An 18,563-nucleotide genomic window follows, 5' to 3' on the forward strand; every position below is an offset into this window, starting at 1 on the left:
ACTGTCAGACAAGCGCGGCGATGTCCTCGGCGAGCTGGTCGAAGCCGGGGCAGGCGCGGGACTGCCGGGACATCGCCGCCGCCCGGTGACGGTAGGAGCCCGCGAGCACCAGCGCGCAGCTCTCGGCGAGGGACGCCGGGGTGGCGGACTCGACGTCGAGCTGGAGACCGAGACCGAGACCCGCGATGCGGGCCGCGTTGTGCGACTGGTCGGAGAACATCGGCAGCAGCACCATCGGTGTGCCGGTGCGGATCGCCTCGGCGACGCTGCCGAAACCACCGTGGGTCAGGACGAGGTCCGCGGACTCCAGCAGCAACTGCTGCGGGACGAAGGACATCAGTCGCACGTTGCCCGGCCGCGACCCGGCCCACTCGTCGGGGTCGCTGCCCAACGCGACCACCGCGGTGCACGGCACATCGCCCAGCGCGGTGATCATCGTCTCCAGCACCTTCGGCGTCTCCGGCACGAACGTCCGCGCGACGCTGCCCAGACCAGCGAGGACCAGCGGCCGGTCGTCGGGAAGATCGAGCAGGGACGCGTCGAGCGGGCCCGCGAGCGGCGCCGGCCGGTAGTGGCGGGCCGTGGACACCCGCAGCTCGTCCGGATACCAGGCGGCCGGCACCACCCCGGCCAACAGGAAGCCCTCGGGGTGCCCCGGCTCGTCGACGGTGTCCAGCCCGAACTCGGCCCGCTGACCGTTCAGCGCGTCCCGCACCATCGGCAGGTTCAGGGCCGAGTAGGGAGAGGTGTCCAGCACTGCCTGCGGCAGCCCCAGCTTCTCGGCGGCCAGGTAACCGCCGAACTCCTTGCACTCGCGTACCAGCACGTCAGGCCGCCAGGACCGCGCCACCTCCAGGACGTCGCGCGCGAAGACTCCGGCCAGCGTCCCGGCGAAGGCGATCGTGAGCGAACCGGACGCCTCGCGCACGTCCCCCTTCGGCGCCGCCGCGCGACGGGCCACCAACTCGGTCAGGGTCAGGACGTTCGGCAGCGGCAGGTGCTCGATCCCGGCGGCGGCGAGATGGGGCGCCATGGCCGGCGCCGTGGCGACAGCGACCTCGTGCCCGGCGCGGCGCAGCGCCTTCGCCGCCGGTACCAGCACCGGAACGAGATGTGAGTAGAACGGCTGGCACGTCATGAGCACGCGCATGCGGAGTCTCCAGGGCTCTGTGTGCGAAGGACTGTCGCTGTTCGGACATCCAGGTAGGCCACCGTTGCACATCCCGCGCGGACGAGTTCTTCGGCCCCATACCTCATAAGTCCTTTGTGGACAGATCAACTGATGGTTGATCCACCCTGCGGCTGCCGCTAAGGTCGAAGTGATCAAGTTCGCCGCCCGACCGAACGTACACCCTGCCCCGTAAGCCATCTGGCCACTTCGATCGAACATCGGGCATCCCGTGAGGAGCCCGACGACGGACGGGAATCTCACTGTGACGGCAACTCGCTGGACTCCTGCGGTGCACTGGCCCGGGGAGCCGACGCCGGATTCGGACCTCGTGATCAGATGCCCTTTCCCCGCCCACCGCAGCCCCCATTTCGACCAGCTCACCCTCGACACCGAGCAGTGGTTCGCCGAACACAACGTCTTCTCCGGTCAGCAGGACGCCGACCGTCTCACCAGACAGTTCCTCAACCACCAGGGAGCCGAGGAACACGCGCGGATGTGGCCCGACGCCGACTATCCCGGTCTCTGGCTGGCCGGCCGATTACTCACCCACATGTCCTGCCTGGATGACTTCCTCGACGAGATCTGGGGCCCCGACCAGGACGAACACGCCATCCATGTCGTCGGACTGATCACCGACATCCTCACCGGCAAGGCCGCCGAGGACGCCGTGGCGGCCGAACCGCTGGCGGCGCTGCTGGACTCACTGTGGACCGAGACCCAGTCCGTCGCCCCGGACCACTGGCTGGACCGCACGGCGCGGATCCACGTGGCCTACCTGGAAACCAGCCTCGACGAGCGCATGCACCGGGCGGCGAGCTCGGTGCCCACGACCGCGCAGTACGTGACCTCCCGCCACTACAACGGCGGAATGTTCTACGCCGCGGCGCTCATCGAGCTGGCCAACGAGGCCTGGCTGCCCGAGGACGTGTCCGGCCGCCCGGAGGTCACCGATCTGGCGCTGCGCCTGAGCAACGCGAGCACGTGGGCCAACGACCTGTTCTCCTACCAGCGAGAAGCCGCCCACGGCACCGGTGCCAACCTGGCCGTCGTGCTGACCACGCACGAGGGCCTGACCGGCGACGAAGCGGTCACCAAGATCGTCGAGCTGGTCAACGCCGAACTGCTCACCCTGGACTTCCTGTGCGACGCCGCGGCCGCCCTGCCGGAACCGGCGGCCCGCTACGCCCAGGGCGTGCGCGCGCTGGCGTCCGGGCTGATGCACTGGATGGCCACGACCGCCCGCTACGCCTCCTCGGCGAGCTCCTGAGAAGGCGCGCGCTACAACGGTTCGTCGACGGGTACCGGGATCGAGGACATCCACCGCGCGCGCTGCTGGTCGACCGCGGTGTCGAGGGCGGCCAGGATGCTCCCGATGACGAGGTCGTAGATCTGGTCGGCGGTCAGACCTCGTTCGGCCACGGCCTTGGCCAGGGCCGGGTACCTCTCGGCGGCACCGTCGCCGGGACCGTCGCCAGGACCGTCGCCACGGGCCTCGTGCAGGGCGCTGCTGACGGCGAACGCCGCGAGAGCGTCGAGCAGGGGCATCACCACGGCACTGGGCACACCTTCGCGCATGAGCCGGGCGGCAGAGGCGTCCAACAGGTGTTCGCCGAAGCCGTGGGACCGCGACGCGACGAGGACCGGCAACAGCGCGGGATGGGCGAGCAGGGCACGGCGCAGGGCGCGGGCGTTGCCCGGCAGCCAGTCCCGCCAGGACACACCGGGCTCGCCGACCTCGCGCACCTCCGCCAGCACCAGGTCCGCCATACCGGCGAGGATGTCCTCCTTGTTCCGGAAATGGTGGTACAGCGACGCGCTGTTGACCCCCAGGGCGCCCGCGAGGCGCCGGATGCTCAGCGCTTCGAGCCCGTCGTCGTCGACGATCGCGAGCGCGACCTCCAGCGCCCTTCGCCTGGAGATCAACGGAACCTTGGGTCTCACCACGTGGTCTCCTCGCGGGTGTTCGCGCCGTCGGATCCGAGCTGTCGTCCTCGTCGACACCCGCCCGCCACGCTCCCAGCCGCCTTCCCTGTCAACTCGCCGTCAGCTTAACAAGTGCACCCCCGCTGACCAGGATTGATGGCACTGAGTCGCGTGTTTCGTAACCGTACGTTGCCGGATTATTACCCGACCTGTCGTCGAACAGCGATCCTTGCCCAGGTTGTCGCCGGGCGACCGGCTCTCTCGCCTCTATGCGGGCGTCGCGAGCGGGTCTAAGATCCGGCGGTCCCCCATAAACCAAACGATGATTGGTGTTGCTCATGCTTCCTCCCACACCAGGATCCGACCCGCTCGACAACGCGGCGTGCGATCCCGGCGTGACCTGGACCACCGGCAACGTCGCCGAAGCCTTCCCCGGCGTCTCCACCGCGCTCGGCTTCACCTTCATCCACCTCCCGATGGAGTTGGCGTTCCGCAAGATGTTCCGCGGCATGGGCGTTTTCGGTAAGGCCTCGCTGGCCGTCCCCGAGCGGATCGAGGACCAGTTCTGGACCGCCTTCGCCGGGCGCGCGGCGGCCAACATCAACCAGTTCCGCGCCGTGGCGGCCTTCATCCCGGGCACCTCGGCGACCGCCATCGAGCAACAGCTGTTCGGTTATGTCCGGGAAGGCACCGTCGACGAGAACTCGCTGCGCCGGTACCCGATCATCGGGGTGAAGGCACCGCGTGCCGTCATCACCCTGCCCAAGCGACACGACCGGATGTTCGCCGAGCTGCGCGAGTGGCGCCTGCGGACCCTGCCCACGATCCCCGGCGGGTCCGTCGCCGACAGCCTGGCGATCCTGCGTGACTCCCGGGAGCGCTTCGAGCAGATCATGATCCTCCACCTGCTGGTGGCGTTCGTCAGCTCCAGCCTGGCCGACCGGCTCACCGCCATGGTCGCCGACGCGAACGTGCCCAACCTGGAGTCCCGGCTGCTGTCCGGTGTCGGGTCGGACGAGAACGAGGTCGCCCAGGACCTGTGGCTGCTCGCCCACGAGCGCCTCGACCTGCCGACCTTCCTGGACCGCCACGGCTACCACGGCCCGCACGAGGGCCAACTGCACAGCACCTCGTGGCGCGAGGACCCGGCGCCGATCCTGGCCCGGCTCGACGACTACCGCACGGTGTCCGAGGACGACCCGAAGGCGCCACGCAACCGCGCCGCCGAGCAGACCCGTCTGCGGCACGCGGCCGCCGAGGAGCTCAAGAAGGCGGTCTCACCGCTCAAGCGCCGGTCGATCACGATGCTGACCAACCTCGCCGCCCGCTTCCTCGCGCTGCGCGAGCAGGGCAAGGCCGGCTACCTGCTCACCTTCGACGTCGCCCGCGCGGCTGCCCGCCGGGTCGGGGCCGACCTGGCCGGGCGGGGACTGCTCGACGACGCCGCCGACGTCTTCCACCTCACCTTCGACGAGCTGGTCTCCGGTGACGCGACCGACCGCCGCGCGCTGGTGACGCAACGCCGCGCCCAGTACGAGGACCGGTTGCGCTTCCGGCTTCCGCAGGCGTGGGCCGGGATGCCCGAGCTGATCGAGATCGGCGGCGACGCCGCGACCGACGCCCCGGTGGGCACCACGGTCACCGGTGTGGCGGCCAGCGGCGGCGTCGTCGAAGGGCGCGCCAGGGTGGTCCGCGACCCGGCGAACACCGAGCTGGACGACGGCGACATCCTCGTCTGCGAGACCACCGATCCCAGCTGGGTCTCCCTGTTCCTGGTCGCCGGGGCCGTCGTGACCGACTTCGGCGGTCTGCTCAGCCACGGCCCGATCGTCGCCAGGGAACTGGGTCTGCCGTGCGTGTGCGGGACCGAGGAGGGCAGCCGGCGCATCCGGGACGGCCAGCGGATCCGCGTCGACGGCGACCGGGGCGTGGTCGAGGTCCTGTCCCCCGTGCACGCCACCGAGCGCGCCACCTGACGACAACGACGCCGGCACCCTTCGGGGTGCCGGCGTCGTTGGCCGTCTCAGGTCACCAGGTCCCGGCTGCGGCCCCGGCCGTCGCGACGGTCATCAGGTACTCCAGCAGGCGCACGAGGACGCGCTTGCTCGACTCGCGGTCCCGCACGTCGCACAGCTGCACCGGCACGTGGTCGTCGATGGCCAGTGCCTGGCGCACCTCGACCTCGTCGTAGATCTCGGCGCCGTCGAAGCAGTTCACCGCCACGATGAACGGGGTGCCGCGTGACTCGAAGAAGTCGATCGCCCCGAAGGAGTCCTCCAGGCGCCGGGTGTCGGCCAGCACGACGGCACCGAGCGCGCCGACCGACAGTTCCTTCCACATGAACCAGAAGCGGTCCTGTCCCGGTGTCCCGAACAGGTAGAGCACCACTTCCGAGTTGATCGTGATCCGGCCGAAGTCGAGCGCCACCGTGGTCGTGGTCTTGCGTTCGACACCGGTCAGGTCGTCGACCCCCGCCCCGATCGCGGACAACCGCTCCTCGGTGCGCAGGGGCTTGATCTCGCTCACCGCGGTGACCAGGGTCGTCTTGCCGACCCCGAACCCACCGGCGACGAGGAGCTTGACCGCCCGCACCCCGGTCATTTCCGGGGAGCCGGCGCTCCGGTCAGAGGTTTCGAACGCCATCGAGTACCGCCTGCAACAGTTTGATGTCGGGCCTGCCCGAGGTGGGCGGAGGCGGCGACCGGAAAATGAGATGACCAGAACTGATGAGATCGCTGACGAGCACCTTCACCGCGGCCAGCAACAGGCCCATCTTGGCCGAGATCTCGGCGATGGAGAGCGGCCGTTGGTGACACATGCGCAGGATGTCCCCGTACTCCCGATCCAGCGCGGCGACGTCCGCCTCGGGGCGGACGGCGACCACCAACGTAATGATGTCGAGTTCGTGCAGGTCCTTGCCCGCCCGCCCGCGGGTGACCGCGAACGGGCGGATGAGCGGCCCGGGTTCGAACTCGAAAGGCTCGGGCTCCCCCGCGTATTTCATGGTGCGTGCGGAACCGGCATCTCCGTGGCCATCCCTCTCGGGGTCACCACCATGGTGTCACCGACCTGCTGCACGATCACGTTCATCTCGTAGGCGATCATGCCGAGGTCGGCGTTGGCCGAGGCCAGCAGCGCGAGGCAGGCACCCTCGCCCGCCTCGGTGACCACGAGGAAGCCGTACTCCAGCTCGACGACGGTCTGCTGGACAGCTCCCTTGTCGAACTGGGTACCCACCCCGCGGGCGAGACTGCGGAACGCCGAGGCCATCGCCGCGAGGTGCTCGCCGCTCTCGCGGTCCAGACTTCTGGACCGGCCAAGCAGCAGGCCGTCGGCGGACAGTGCGACAGCTCTCTCGGCTCCAGCCAGGCGTTTCACCAGATCGTCGAGCAACCAGTCCAGGCCGCTCGCGTTTCCCCTGACCACATTTTCGTTCATTGCCTGACCATTCGTGTTCATCGGTTGTGCTCAGACGGCCGGTCGCGCCCCTGGCGCGTTCCTCGCTGGAAGGACGACATCGAGTTGCGGGCCTCTTCGGGGGCGCGAACCCGCTTCGGCTTGCTGATCTTCCGCGTCTCCTGGGTGGTGTCCACCTGGAGCTGCGGCACGAGGTTCGCCTGGCGCTGACGCTGCGGTAACGGTGGCCGCTCGCGCCTGGGGGTACCCGGTGCCCGTTGTGCGGAACCCGGTGCCTGCTCGCGCCGGGGCTGGACCGGCGGCTGCTCGGGGGCACCGAACGGCGTCGCCGGTTCGAACGCCTCGAAGCTCGACAGGGCCGGCGGCAGGGCGGGCGGTGCCGCCGGTGCCGTGGGTGCCGCCGGTGGCGTGGGCGGTACCGCCGCCGGCGGCATGGTCATCTCCGACTCGGTCTCCGGCCACTGCCGGTGGGCCCCGTCGCCCTTGCGGGTCAGCCGAGGGACCGGATCCTGCGTCGGCTGCGGCACGTAGCTCGGCGGCTGGACCGCCTGGTGCCGGCCGGTGCGCGTTGCCCCGGACGTCGCCCCGGACGTCGCCCCTGACGTGGCCTGCTGCTGTTGCGGCTTGCGGTCCTCGGTCTCGGTGGCCGACAACGGGATGAGCACGATCGCCTTGATCCCGCCGTAGGCGGACTCCTGAAGACTGACCGAGATCTCGTGCCGCTTGGCCAGCTGACCGGTCACGAACAGACCGAGGTGCCGCTGCCCCGCCAGGGCCATCGCCTGGAAGTCCGGCGGGTTGCGCAGTGTCTCGTTGAGACGGTCACGTTCCTCGAACCCGATGCCGAGTCCCTGGTCCTCGACCTCGACCACCACGCCCTTGCCGACGATGTTGCCGCGCACGGTCACCGGCGCGTCCGGCGGCGAGAACGACGTCGCGTTGTCGACCAGCTCGGCCAGCAGGTGGATGAGGTCGGCGACCACGGCGCCCAGGACCTTCACGTCGGGCAGCCGGACCGCGCTGACCCGCACGAAGTCCTCGGTCTCGGAGATGGCGCTGCGCACGATCTCCTCCAGCTTCACCGGGGTGCGCCACTTGCGGCCCGGCTGGCCACCGCCCAGGATCACCAGGCTCTCGGCGTTGCGCCGCGCGTGCGTGGCGAGGTGGTCGAGCTGGAAGAGGAGTTCGAGGTGTTCCGGGTCGCCCTGCTTGGACTCCGCCACGTCGAGCACCTCCAGCTGTCTGTGCACGACGATCTGGCTGCGGTGCGCGATGTCCAGGAAGACCTTGTTGAAGCCGCCCCGGGTCTTCGCCTCGGCCGCGGCGGCGGCGACCGCGGTGCGCTGCGCGGTCTCGAAGGCCTCGGCGACCTGCCCGATCTCGTCGTTGCCGTGGTCGACCCTGGCCAGCTCGGCGTCGACGTCGACGTCCTGTCCCTCGGCGATGCGCGCCACCATCGCGGGGAGCTTCTCGTCGGCCAGTTCGAGGGTGTTGTTGCGCAGCCGGCGCAGCCGGCGCACGAGCGCGTTGGCCATCCGGACGGCGATGAGGAACGCCGTGCCGGACAACACGAGCACCAGCGAGCCGGCGATGATCGACTGCGTCAGCGAGGTGTTCGCCGCGTCCTTGGCCAGGCCCTCGGCGTAGCGGAAGTGATCACCCCACAGGCCGAGCAGTTCGGCGGAGACCTCCTCCTCGGCGGTGAGCCAGGCGGACAGTGAGACGTTGAGTTCGCCGCGCCGGGCAAGGCCGTCCTCGGCGGCCGTGGCGATCTGCCACGCCTCGGAGGCGATCAGGCGCTCGTAGCGCGCCTTCTCCTCGTCGGTCAGGCGGGTGGTCAGTGCCAGGAGCTGGTTGCGGTAGCCGCCGGTCAGCTGGGCGATGACCAGCCGGTCCGCTCCGTTCAGCTCGCCGCGCGCCACGCCACCGGCGGCGAGACCGACCGCCCGGGAGTGCAGGTCGGTGACCCAGAACAGGTCGACGGCGGTCGTCTCCTCGGCGGCGGTCGCCGCGTCCGGGGTGGTGCGCGCCGAGCCTTCCAGCCCGGTGATGACCACGCCGGCGAGCCCGGTGTAGAAGGCGTCGACGTCGGCGGCGGGGACCTGGCCCGAGTCCACGCCCTGGCGCGTGAGCGTCAGCTGGGCGGACAGCTCGGTGAACGCGGCGTTGGACTGGGAGACCGCGTCCGGGTTCAGGTTCTGCACCACCTCGGCGAGGCTGGCGATCTCGGCGAGCACCGCGTTGGTGGTGTCCCGCTGCGCCGCGATCCCGGCCTGTGCGTCCTCGTCACCGCCGAGGGCACGCAGGGAGATCGTGCGTTCCGCCTGGACCACGGACTCGAACTCGACCAGCGGGTCGATCGCCTGCCCGAGGTAGTCGGAGAAGTCCCGCGCCTCCAGGCCCTCCGAGATCAGGTAGCCGGCGACCGAGGCACCGGTGACCAGCAGAGCGGCACTGGGAATGAGCACGATCGCGAGAACGCGGTTGCGGATGCTCGTCGTTGATCGCCGGCGCGAGAACACCCGTCGCCAGCGTGGGCTCGCGTGGGATTCCTCTGCGTTTGACACGTGCAACTTGTTCGCCCTGTCCGCTGATTTCCTGGCATTGGCATCGGCAACGGCATCATGCCGGTGCGATGGCAAATCAAACCACACACTGTTCGGTTACGGAACACAGGTACTGGCTCGGAAGTTGTTGCGCCGCACCGCGAGGGCATCGTCACAGGTGGAGCAGCTTCGCCGTCAACGTCGCGCATGGATCGCCGCCAGCATCACCGGCAACGGATGGTCGGTACCGACTACGCGAACGCCGTCGCGCACGGCGTTCGCGACCGCCGCGTCGGACGAGACGTCCACATCGTGGACGATCTCGGTCCCCGCCGGCACCTCGTCCGGGCGCCAGGCCACCAGCGGCGAGATCGCCCGCGCCCACGATGTGAGAAGCCGCAGGTCGTCGTCGTCCACTTCGGACACCGCGCGGAGCGGAAGCTCGCCCTGGCGCACCTCACCGGTGTCGCCGCACACGGTCACCGTCGCGCCGGCCATGGCGGTCACGGTGCCCTCGCCGCAACCGACCACACAGGGCACCCCGAGTTCGCGGCTGACCACGGCCGCGTGCGAGGTCGCGCCACCGATCTCGGTCACGATGGCGTCGGCGGCGAGCATTCCGTGCAGGTCGTGCGGGCTGGTCGTGCGACGTACGAGCACCACCGACGCACCGTCGGCGGCCAGGGCCTCCGCCTCGTCCGGATCGGTCACGACGACCCCGGTCCCCACGCCGGGGCACGCCGGCGTGCCCTGCGCGACCAGGGCCGCCGAGGCGCGGGCGCGGGGATCAAGGCCGGGCACCAGCACGGCGCGCACCTGGTCGGCGCTCACCCGCGCGACGGCGTCGGCCGGCGAGATGAGCCCTTCCCGGCCCAGCGCGGCGGCGAAGGCGACCGCGCCACGCGGGGAACGTTTCGCCGAGCGCGTCTGCAGCAGCCACAGCCGGCCGCTCTCCACTGTGAACTCGATGTCCTGCACGTCGCGATGTCGCTGTTCGAGACCTCGCGCATGGTCGATGAGCTGGGTGTGGACGTCGGGCAGGAGCCGGGCGAGCGCGTCCAGCGGCTGGGGCTCGCGGGTGCCGGACACCACGTCCTCGCCCTGGGCGCGGGTCAGCCACTCACCGAACGGTTCCGGCTCACCGGTGGACGGGTTGCGGCTGAACAGGACACCGGTCCCGGAACGCTCGTCGAGGTTGCCGAACACCATGGCCTGCACTGTCACAGCGGTGCCGGCGTCGTCGTCGAGCCCGTACCGGCGCCGGTAGGCCACCGCCCGGGACGAACGCCAGGACCCGAACACGGCCGCGACCGCCAGCCGCAGCTGGTCCCACGGATCGACCGGGGGGTCGCCCCCGCCCACGACCTCGGAGAACAGCGCCTCGAAGCGGCTGCTGGTGTCGCGCGCGTACTCCGCGCCGTGGGTGCGCGCCAGCCCGTCGACGATCTCCTGGTTGAGCCCCAGGTTGAGAACGGTGTCCATCATGCCGGGCATGCTGGTGGCCGCGCCGCTGCGCACGGAGACGAGCAACGGCGCGTCGACCGAGCCGAACCCCTTGCCGGTCCGCCGCTCCAGGTGGTTCATCCCGGCACGGACCTCGGCCCACACCTCGTCCAGGACGCTGTCGCCGGCCACGAGGAACTCGCGACACAGCGAGGTGGACAACGCGAACGCGGGCGGCACCGGGAACCCGGCGGAGACCATGCGCGCGATACCGGCCGCCTTGCCCCCGACCACCACCGGGTCCGGTTCGACGGAGCCGTCGAGGATCAGTACCCTCGTCGGTCCGATCGCTGTCACGCTCATCGTCCGCTCCCGTGCTCGTCTGGCCGCAATCCTGCTCGCGACAAAGGAAGTGCGGGAGCGTACTCGCTCAGGGACCGAGGAGGAACACCGATGCCCGCCGATATCGCGGACCCGCTGCTGCACGTTCTCCGCATCAGGGGACGCGCCACCCCCGAGTCACTCGCCGCGGCACTCGACTCCACACCGGAGCGGGTTGGGGCAGCACTGCTGATTCTCGAGTCCACCGGCCTGGCCGAGAACACCGGAAAACCACGCCTCGGCTGGAAGATCACCCCCGACGGCACGGCGTCCGCCGAGAAGCGCATGACGCAGATCAGCCCCAGCGCCCAGGCCACCGTCGCCGACCGCTACGAAACCTTCCGAACCCTCAACGACGAACTGAAGCAGCTGTGCGCGAACTGGCAGTCCCGCGCCGAAACGCAGGGACCCGCGGACTTCGTCGCCCCACTTTCCGTGGTGGACAAGGAAGTTCAGCAACTGCTGGCGGAAATCACCCCGGGAGCACCACATTTCGCCGAGTACAGCGCCCGGTTCACCCGCGCCCTGGACCAGTTCGCGTCCGGATCGGACAGTCACCTGACCGGAGTCCTCGTCGACTCCTACCACAACATCTGGTTCGAGTGCCACGAGTGCTTCTACATCACCCTGGGCCGCTCCCGGCACGCGGAAGAAGCGCCCTGACACCACCGGCCGCTGTCGGCCGCTCATGGATCCCGGTCCTGGGGATCGGTTTCCCCGGGGTGGCTGATCAGCTCGTTGTCCACGGTCCGCGACGCCGTCCCCGGCGAAGATCAGATTGAACCGGCCGACAACCGAACCGTCCTCGGCGACCAGCACGTGGAATGGGACACTGTCGCGATGCGCGACGATCTCGATCTCATTCGGGCGGCGTTCGCCGGTTCGGCGTTGGCTGGGCTGCCGATCGGGCACGGGCCGGCGGGGACCGTCCTCGTCGGCGGTGTCGGGCCCGATCGGCTGCACGAGGCCTGGCGGGTGGCCGACGCCGTGGTGCCGGACACCGGGCGGTTGCCGGTCGTGGTCACCGACGACTTCGGTGACGCGCTGACGTTGCGGTCCGAGCCAGAGCCTGGCCCGTCGGAGTCGGAGTTACGGGCGTTCGTCGAGGCCGCCGTGGTGGCCGAGCCCTGGCTGGCGTTCCGCCACTACCGGGAGGACGACGAGGTCGACGAGGGTGAGGTCGAGGACTACGCGAGTGGGATGGCCGGCGTCGACCTGACGGCCCTGGCGTCGACCGTGCCGCTGCCGACTCCGCTCCCGACGCTGGAGCGGGCACTGTACGACCGGCTGCTCACCGACGCCGACCTGCACGCCGAGGTCCTGGACACCGTGCGGTTCGCGTCCCGGACCGACTACTGGTTCACGCCTGACCGCGTGCTGCTCATGTTGCTGCCCACCAGCGACGTCCGCGCCTGCGCGTACTGGGTCGACTTCTACGGTGCGCTCACCCGGGAGGACCAGCACCGGCTCGGCGAGGTGCTGGCGCAGTGGCGCGAGCGGTGGGATGCCCGCCTGGTCGCGTCGTGGGGCACCATGCTGCAGTTCCAGGTGGGTCGTCGCCCGCTGCCGGGTGACCAGGCGTGGGCCGCGGCCGGTCAGCTCCTGGCGCTCGCGCCGAACCTTCCCCTGACCCAGTGGGAGCTCGCGGTGGCCCTGCCCGCCGGCGACGCGTGGTTCGTGCACAACCGGCCGTGACCGACGCCCGTGCGCGGGACAAACCCCTGGCAGCGCGGGTGTCCGACCTTGTCCGCACTTGCCGGACCCGGTCCCGCGGTGCTGTGTGGAGGGTAGCGTCACCCGCGCGTCACGGTGGTCCGTGACGGTCGACCGGGGCCGAACCGGCACACCAGGTCAGGGGTGAAAGGGGTTTTTCTCCACCATGAAGATGTTGTTGGCCACACTGGGCTGGGCGCTCACCGTCGCCGGGCTCGGCCTGTTCATCGCGGCCGTCGTGGACGGCGTCGACAAGACCGAGAACGGGCCCGTCGTCGGTCCGGCCGCCACGTTCGTCCTCGCGGGCGCGGTGTTCGTGCTGGCGAGTCTGTTCGCCGGTCACCGGCCACCGGTCCCGACGACCGCTCCGATGCCGCCGCGACACCCGGGCCCGCCCGGGCCACCGTTTCCCGGCCAGTCCCGCTGACGCTCCGGGCGTCCTCAGCGTTGTCTCAGGGTCGATGGTCGACGCTGTGGGTGTGGGCGGCCGGTGACCGGGGCGGGCGCCGCTGAGCGGGGAGGGACGCGCGGGTGAGCACTGTCGGGGAGGCACCGCGGCGCGGGCCGGGGCGGCTGCGGGTCGCGGTGTGCTGGATCACGATCGGGTCCTGTGTGCCCTACCTGGTGCTCAAGGTGCTGTGGTTGTTCGGTTCCACCGCCGGTGCCGCTGATGCCGAGGGCGCGGCCGAGTTGTTGGACGTGCGACACATCGTGGGCGACGTGGTGACCGCGGCGATGGAACTGTTCGCGGTGGCGCTGGTGCTGGCGTTGACCTACCCGTGGGGTCGCCGGCTGCCCGCGGCGGTGGTCGCCGCGCCGATCTGGTTGGCCACCGGGTTGCTGGCGCCGATCGCGGTCGGGCTGCCGCTCGGTCTGGTGGCCCAGGCGTTCGCCGGCGGCACGCCGGCCCCGGCCGGCAACGGGCTCGACGGCTGGGTCTTCGCCCTCGTGTACGGGGGGTTCGTCGTGCAGGCGGTCGGGTTGCCGTTCGCGTTCGTCGCGCACGCGCGGGAGCGCTGGCCCCAGGTGTTCCGGTTACGTCTGAACCAGCCGCACCGCCCGGTGGCCGGTCCTCGCCGGCTCACGGTGGTCACGGTCGCGGTCACCGCCGGCTACGCGGCGATCCTGGTGGTGTGGTCGGTGACCGGGTCCCGCTGGGGTGGCCCGGCGGGATTCGACACCGTCGCCCAGCGGACCGCGTTGCTCTCGACCGGCCTGCTCGTCCTGTTCGGCGCCGTCGCGGTCCCGGTCCTGCTGTGGTGGCGAGGACCCTGGCCTGTCGTGGGACCGCTGGTCCTCGCGTGGATCGGCACCAGCGTGACGGTCACCGCGGGCCCCACCCATCTCGCGCTCAGCAACCACGGCACCGTGAGCGTGCCGCTGGTGTCGGTCTCGCTGGTCGCGACCGTGGCGGGGCTGGTGCTCACCCGCAGCGCGATCCGCGCGCTACCGCCCGCGGAGTTCGCGGGCGGGTCAGGGCGTTCCCTGATTCGGCGATCGGAGCCGGTCGGGTAGGAAAGTGGTCATGCGAAGGAAAATCCGGACCGTCGCGGTGATCTCTGCCGCCGCGACGGTGTTGACCATGGTTTCGGGGGTTGCCGCCGGTGCGCCGGCGCGCACCGAGTTACGGGAGGGGCACCGGCTCGCGGCCGACATCCGGTACACCGAGTACGGGATCCCGCACATCAAGGCGCACGACTTCGCCGGCGTCGGCTACGGCTACGGGTACGCCGCCGCGAAGGACAACGTCTGTGTCCTGGCCGACACGTACCTGACCGTCGACGCCCAGCGGGCCAGGTATCTCGGCGCGGACGCCCCGGGGAACTCGGCGTTCGGCTCGGCGCGCACCAGTCTCGCCAGCGACCTGCACTTCCAGCAGGTCAACGACTCCCGGGTGGTGGAGCGCGCCGTGGCCGCGCCGGCACCGGGCGGCCCGCGCGCGGAGGTCCGGGAGATCGTCCGCGGCTACGTCGCCGGCTACAACCGTTGGCTGCGCGACACCGGCCGCTCACGGATCTCCGACCCCGCCTGCCGGGGCGCCGAGTGGGTACGTCCGATCAGCGAACTCCAGGTGTACCGCCACTTCCACGCGCTGACCACAATCGCCGGCCAGGGTCAGGCGATCGACGGGATCGCCGCCGCGACACCGCCGTCGGCGCCCAGCGACCCCGCGCCGGTTCCCCCGGACGCGGCGCAGCGGGTCCGCTCCGCGCTCGGCGATCGCGCCGACATGGGCAGCAACGGCATCGCGGTCGGCCGGGACGGCACCGCGAACGGGCGAGGGCTGCTGCTGGGCAACCCGCACTACCCGTGGCACGGCGGCCGCCGGTTCTGGCAGGCGCAGCTGACCGTGCCCGGCAAGCTCGACGTCAGCGGCGCCAGCCTGCTCGGCCTGCCTCTGATCCAGATCGGCTTCAACAAGGACGTGGCGTGGACCCACACCGTCGCCACCCCGACCACCTTCGGCCTCTACGAGGTCAGCCTGGTGCCCGGCGACCCGACGAGCTATCTCGTCGACGGCCGGGCGGAGCGGATGACCAGCCGCCTCGTGCGGGTGGAGGTCCGCGACGAGGACGGGTCGATCGGCACCGTGGAGCGCACGCTCTACTCCACGCGTTACGGCCCGGTCCTGTCTCCGGTCTTCGGCCTGCCGCTGAACTGGACGACCGCGACCGCGTTCACGATCCGCGACGCCAACCAGGGCAACCTGCGCGGCCTGAACACCTGGTTCGACCTGGGCCGGACCCGCAGCACGAACGACGTCGTCGACGTGCTGTCGCGCACGCAGGGCGTGCCGTGGGTCAACACGATCGCCACCGACCAGTCCGGTCGCGCGCTGTTCGCCGACGTCCAGGTGGTCCCGCACGTGACCGACGAGTTGGCCGCCCGGTGCAACACGCCGCTCGGCCGGGCGATCTTCCCCGGCTCCGGGATCTCCGTGCTCGACGGCGCGCGGGGCGACTGTGCGTGGGGCCGCGACCGGGACGCGCTCGTGCCGGGGATCTTCGGTCCCGCCAGGATGCCGGTGCTCACCAGGTCCGACTACGTCGAGAACTCCAACGACAGCGCGTGGTTGTCCAACCCGCGCCAGCCGATCACCGGCTACCCGAGGATCATCGGTGACCTCGGCACCGAGCGCTCTCCCCGCACCCGCATGGGCATCACGGCGGTCGAGGAGGAGCTGGGGTCGTTCACCCGCCGGTCGATGCAGGATCTGTTGTTCGGTGACCGCAGCTTCGTCGGCGAACGCGAGGCCGGGCGGGTCGCCGAGCTGTGTGCGTCGCTGCCAGGCGGGCTGGCGCCGACGACCGGCGGCGGCACCGTCGCGGTCGGCGACGCGTGTACCGCACTGTCCCGTTGGGACGCGACGATGAGGGCCGGCAGCCGGGGCGCGCTGCTGTTCGAACGGTTCTGGTTGCGGGTGGAGGCGCATGACCTGTGGCTGGTCCCGTTCGACCCGGCCGATCCGGTGGGCACCCCCCACACGCTCGACACGGCGGACCCGTCGGTGGCGGTGGCTCTCGGTGACGCGATCGCCGAGCTGCGGGCGGCGGGCATCGAGCCGGACGCGCCGCTCGGGGAGAACTTCGTGGTCGTCCGTGACGGCGAGCGGATTCCCGTCCACGGCGGGCACAACTCGCACGGCGTCCTCAACATGATCATCTCCACGTGGGATCCGACGGCGGGCGGCGTCGAGGTGGTGCACGGGTCGAGCCACATCCAGGCCGTGTCCTACACCGGTGGCCGTTGCCCGGACGCGGCGACACTGCTGACCTTCTCGCAGTCGAGCGATCCCGGTTCGCCGCACTTCGCCGACCAGACGAGGTTGTTCTCGGACGGGAAGTGGGTCCGGTCCCGCTTCTGTGAGCGGGACATCCTGTCCTCGCCGGCGCTGAGGGTGGTTCGGTTGCGCTGACCGCGACCGTGCGCGGCCGTCGTCGGGCGGCCGCGCACGGGCCGGAGGGTTCCGGTTCCGGGGAGTCTCCTGGCTTGCCATCATGGGCGGATGCGGGATGCCTGGTGGGGAGATCGTGGGTGGCGGCGGTGGCTGGTGGGCGCCGTGGCGGCGCTGGTGTTGGCGGGGTGCGCCGACGGTGGCGACGACGGCGGGGACGGCGCGCCGCCGCCGGCGACGGTGGCCGAGCTCGACCCGTGTGAGCTGCTCACCGCAGGAGATCAGGCCGACCTGCGACTGCGGGTGTCCGACCGGGCCGAGGAAGGCCACCGGCGGTCGTGCTCGTTCGTGACGACGAACGTGCTCGACGATCCGTCGCGGTCGGGGATCAGCGGTCTGGAGCTCGTTCTCCGGGACAGTGCCGCGCCGAACCGGGTCGCCGACGCGCCACGGCTGGCCGAGACCTACCAGCGGGAACGCGACGCCGAGGTCACCACCACGACCGTCGAGGGCCGTACGGTTCTCCAGGTCGGGCCATCGACGCTGCCCGTCGGCTGCCGGCTGCTGTTCCAGGTGAACGCGACCTCGTCGCTGGAGGCCGCGCCGCGTGGCGGCGGGCAGGACTGCGGGTTCCCCGACCTCACCCGCCTGCTGGCGGCCACGCTGCCCGCCCCCGATTCCGAGGCTCCGCGCGCCGACCACGACCGGCCGGTCGACGTCCTCGGGCTCGACCCCTGCCAGCTGGTCCCCCAGGACCGGCAGGTCGCGCTGCGCCTGGGGAAGGGCACCGTCTCCGCCGAGGTCACCCGCTCCTGCCGCTACCACACCGGCGCCACCGCTCCCGGCGAACTCTCCCTCGTCAGCATCACCCTCTGGACCTCCGGCGCGGCGACCGGGGCGGACGACGGTGGGCAACCCACCCACGTGGTGAACGAGCGGACCGCCTACGAGACCCGGGACGACACCCGGTGCGCCTACCGGCTCGAGGTGACCGCGGCGACGTCCGTGGAGATCAGCAGCGTGGTGCTCGAACCGGGCGACGGCGAGACCGCGTGCCGCACCACCGCCGGTCTCGCCGCCGACATCGAGCCGGGACTGCCGCTGATCGCCACCTGACGGGCGGTACTGGGTGGGTGAGCTCGACCCGGGAGGCCGTGCGGGATGTTGACCGGCGGGCCTGTTGGCGCGAGGGTACGTGCCATGACGACGCTGTCCCAGGTTCCGGTGCGCGGTGGCGCCCTCACGGTGGCGCGGTGGGGCGAACCGGCGGACGGACCGCCGGTGCTCGCGATCCACGGCATCACCGCCAACCACCTGGCGTGGGGCCTGGTCGCGCCGCTGGTCACCGGGCCGGTGGTGGCGCCGGACCTGCGCGGACGAGGGGGCAGTGGATCGCTGCCCGGCCCGTACGGGATGGCCGCGCACGCCGCCGACTGCGTCGCGGTGCTGGACGCGGCGGGCATCGACCGGGCGGTGGTGGTCGGGCACTCGATGGGCGGGTTCGTGGCGTCGGTGCTCGCGCACCGGTACCCGTCGCGGGTGGCGCGGCTCGTGCTGGTCGACGGGGGCACTCCGCTGGCGCTGCCCGACGGTGTCGGCCTGGAGGCGGCGCTCGGTCCCGCGGTGGCGCGCCTGTCGATGACGTTCGCCTCCGCCGCCGACTACCACGACTTCTGGCGGCGGCACCCGTCGTTCGCCGTGTGGAACCCCGCCATTGAGTCCTATGTGGACTATGACCTCACCGGAGCGGCGCCGCGGCTGCGCAGCGGGGTGAACGGCGACGCGGTCCGCGCCGACTTCGTCGACCTGCACGAGGGCGCCGAACCCCTGGCCGCCTACACGGCCCTGCCGCCGGACACCGTGTTCCTGCGGGCGGAGCGCGGCATGTTCGACCAGCCGGAGGGCCTCTACCCGGACCCGGCCGCGATCGGTCTCGCCGTGCGGACCGTGCCCGGCACCAACCACTACACGATCCTGCTCGGCGAGCCCGGCGCGCGCGCCGTCGCCGACGCGCTGGCCTGAGGAAGACGTTCGCGAAGCGGGTACTGGTCCCCACCCTGGCGGTGTTCGCCCT

At 71.2% G+C, this 18,563-nt stretch carries 16 protein-coding genes; 9 read left to right on the forward strand and 7 right to left on the reverse strand.

Features of this window, described 5'->3' with window-relative positions:
• Nucleotides 1-4: 4 nt before the first annotated feature.
• Nucleotides 5-1,150: a glycosyltransferase gene (locus tag BLA60_RS29440; RefSeq protein WP_075136282.1), complete on the reverse strand. Its 1,146-nt coding sequence runs from the start codon at nucleotides 1,148-1,150 to the stop codon at nucleotides 5-7.
• 349 nt (nucleotides 1,151-1,499) lie between these two features.
• On the opposite strand from BLA60_RS29440, the gene BLA60_RS29445 reads away from it, so the two are divergent.
• Entirely contained in the window at nucleotides 1,500-2,438 is a 939-nt protein-coding gene (locus tag BLA60_RS29445) for a terpene synthase family protein (protein WP_154814698.1), read from the forward strand.
• 11 nt (nucleotides 2,439-2,449) lie between these two features.
• Here the strand turns inward: BLA60_RS29445 and BLA60_RS29450 are convergent, their stop codons facing one another.
• Nucleotides 2,450-3,112, reverse strand: coding sequence for a TetR/AcrR family transcriptional regulator (locus BLA60_RS29450; RefSeq protein ID WP_245812207.1), 663 nt, complete (start codon nucleotides 3,110-3,112; stop codon nucleotides 2,450-2,452).
• 377 nt (nucleotides 3,113-3,489) lie between these two features.
• On the opposite strand from BLA60_RS29450, the gene BLA60_RS29455 reads away from it, so the two are divergent.
• Nucleotides 3,490-5,070: a PEP-utilizing enzyme gene (locus BLA60_RS29455; protein WP_084735363.1), complete on the forward strand. Its 1,581-nt coding sequence runs from the start codon at nucleotides 3,490-3,492 to the stop codon at nucleotides 5,068-5,070.
• Between the two features lie 52 nt (nucleotides 5,071-5,122).
• Here BLA60_RS29455 and BLA60_RS29460 read toward each other — a convergent pair whose 3' ends face one another.
• The 5 genes from BLA60_RS29460 to BLA60_RS29480 form a co-directional block, all read right to left on the reverse strand.
• A complete protein-coding gene (locus BLA60_RS29460; RefSeq protein ID WP_075136286.1) occupies nucleotides 5,123-5,737 on the reverse strand; it encodes a GTP-binding protein in 615 nt (204 codons plus the stop codon).
• Nucleotides 5,718-6,098 carry a DUF742 domain-containing protein gene (locus tag BLA60_RS29465; protein ID WP_075136287.1) on the reverse strand — a complete coding sequence of 127 codons (381 nt, stop codon included), beginning with the start codon at nucleotides 6,096-6,098 and terminating at the stop codon, nucleotides 5,718-5,720. The genes BLA60_RS29460 and BLA60_RS29465 overlap by 20 nt, the downstream gene beginning before the upstream one ends.
• Nucleotides 6,095-6,532, reverse strand: coding sequence for a roadblock/LC7 domain-containing protein (locus tag BLA60_RS29470; RefSeq protein WP_075136288.1), 438 nt, complete (start codon nucleotides 6,530-6,532; stop codon nucleotides 6,095-6,097). The genes BLA60_RS29465 and BLA60_RS29470 overlap by 4 nt, the downstream gene beginning before the upstream one ends.
• A 17-nt stretch (nucleotides 6,533-6,549) precedes the next feature.
• On the reverse strand, nucleotides 6,550-8,979 hold the full coding sequence (locus BLA60_RS29475; RefSeq protein WP_162293027.1) for a sensor histidine kinase: 2,430 nt from the start codon (nucleotides 8,977-8,979) through the stop codon (nucleotides 6,550-6,552).
• 273 nt (nucleotides 8,980-9,252) lie between these two features.
• A complete protein-coding gene (locus BLA60_RS29480) occupies nucleotides 9,253-10,863 on the reverse strand; it encodes a pyruvate, phosphate dikinase (RefSeq protein ID WP_075136289.1) in 1,611 nt (536 codons plus the stop codon).
• A gap of 90 nt (nucleotides 10,864-10,953) precedes the next feature.
• Between BLA60_RS29480 and BLA60_RS29485 the strand changes: the two genes are divergently transcribed.
• From BLA60_RS29485 to BLA60_RS29515, 7 genes are all read left to right on the forward strand, one after another.
• Entirely contained in the window at nucleotides 10,954-11,544 is a 591-nt protein-coding gene (locus tag BLA60_RS29485) for a hypothetical protein (protein WP_075136290.1), read from the forward strand.
• A gap of 177 nt (nucleotides 11,545-11,721) precedes the next feature.
• A complete protein-coding gene (locus tag BLA60_RS29490) occupies nucleotides 11,722-12,576 on the forward strand; it encodes a DUF4253 domain-containing protein (RefSeq protein ID WP_154814699.1) in 855 nt (284 codons plus the stop codon).
• Nucleotides 12,577-12,760: 184 nt separating this feature from the next.
• Nucleotides 12,761-13,021: a hypothetical protein gene (locus BLA60_RS29495; protein WP_075136292.1), complete on the forward strand. Its 261-nt coding sequence runs from the start codon at nucleotides 12,761-12,763 to the stop codon at nucleotides 13,019-13,021.
• A 104-nt stretch (nucleotides 13,022-13,125) separates the two neighbouring features.
• Nucleotides 13,126-14,109 (forward strand): hypothetical protein, encoded by a 984-nt coding sequence (locus tag BLA60_RS29500; protein WP_075136293.1) that lies wholly within the window; start codon nucleotides 13,126-13,128, stop codon nucleotides 14,107-14,109.
• A 67-nt stretch (nucleotides 14,110-14,176) separates the two neighbouring features.
• The gene (locus tag BLA60_RS29505) at nucleotides 14,177-16,510 is read left to right on the forward strand and encodes a penicillin acylase family protein (RefSeq protein WP_245812209.1); all 2,334 of its coding nucleotides are present in this window, start codon (nucleotides 14,177-14,179) and stop codon (nucleotides 16,508-16,510) included.
• A gap of 90 nt (nucleotides 16,511-16,600) precedes the next feature.
• Nucleotides 16,601-17,605, forward strand: a complete 1,005-nt coding sequence (locus tag BLA60_RS29510) for a DUF3558 family protein (RefSeq protein ID WP_084735365.1) — start codon at nucleotides 16,601-16,603, stop codon at nucleotides 17,603-17,605.
• 84 nt (nucleotides 17,606-17,689) lie between these two features.
• Complete coding sequence (locus tag BLA60_RS29515) at nucleotides 17,690-18,511, forward strand: alpha/beta hydrolase (RefSeq protein ID WP_075136296.1); 822 nt, start codon at nucleotides 17,690-17,692, stop codon at nucleotides 18,509-18,511.
• Nucleotides 18,512-18,563 lie beyond the last annotated feature (52 nt).

This window comes from Actinophytocola xinjiangensis (genome assembly GCF_001921215.1).
In the GTDB taxonomy this organism is placed as follows: domain Bacteria; phylum Actinomycetota; class Actinomycetes; order Mycobacteriales; family Pseudonocardiaceae; genus Actinophytocola; species Actinophytocola xinjiangensis.

Excerpts from the sequence above, each read along its gene's own strand:
- BLA60_RS29470 (WP_075136288.1), bottom strand. The coding sequence starts at position 6,532 with ATGAACGAAAATGTGGTCAGGGGAAACGCGAGCGGCCTGGACTGGTTG.
- BLA60_RS29460 (WP_075136286.1), bottom strand. The coding sequence starts at position 5,737 with ATGGCGTTCGAAACCTCTGACCGGAGCGCCGGCTCCCCGGAAATGACC.
- BLA60_RS29505 (WP_245812209.1), top strand. The coding sequence starts at position 14,177 with ATGGTTTCGGGGGTTGCCGCCGGTGCGCCGGCGCGCACCGAGTTACGG.
- BLA60_RS29485 (WP_075136290.1), top strand. The coding sequence starts at position 10,954 with ATGCCCGCCGATATCGCGGACCCGCTGCTGCACGTTCTCCGCATCAGG.
- BLA60_RS29515 (WP_075136296.1), top strand. The coding sequence starts at position 17,690 with ATGACGACGCTGTCCCAGGTTCCGGTGCGCGGTGGCGCCCTCACGGTG.
- BLA60_RS29480 (WP_075136289.1), bottom strand. The coding sequence starts at position 10,863 with ATGAGCGTGACAGCGATCGGACCGACGAGGGTACTGATCCTCGACGGC.
- BLA60_RS29440 (WP_075136282.1), bottom strand. The coding sequence starts at position 1,150 with ATGCGCGTGCTCATGACGTGCCAGCCGTTCTACTCACATCTCGTTCCG.
- BLA60_RS29490 (WP_154814699.1), top strand. The coding sequence starts at position 11,722 with ATGCGCGACGATCTCGATCTCATTCGGGCGGCGTTCGCCGGTTCGGCG.
- BLA60_RS29465 (WP_075136287.1), bottom strand. The coding sequence starts at position 6,098 with ATGAAATACGCGGGGGAGCCCGAGCCTTTCGAGTTCGAACCCGGGCCG.
- BLA60_RS29510 (WP_084735365.1), top strand. The coding sequence starts at position 16,601 with ATGCGGGATGCCTGGTGGGGAGATCGTGGGTGGCGGCGGTGGCTGGTG.
- BLA60_RS29495 (WP_075136292.1), top strand. The coding sequence starts at position 12,761 with ATGAAGATGTTGTTGGCCACACTGGGCTGGGCGCTCACCGTCGCCGGG.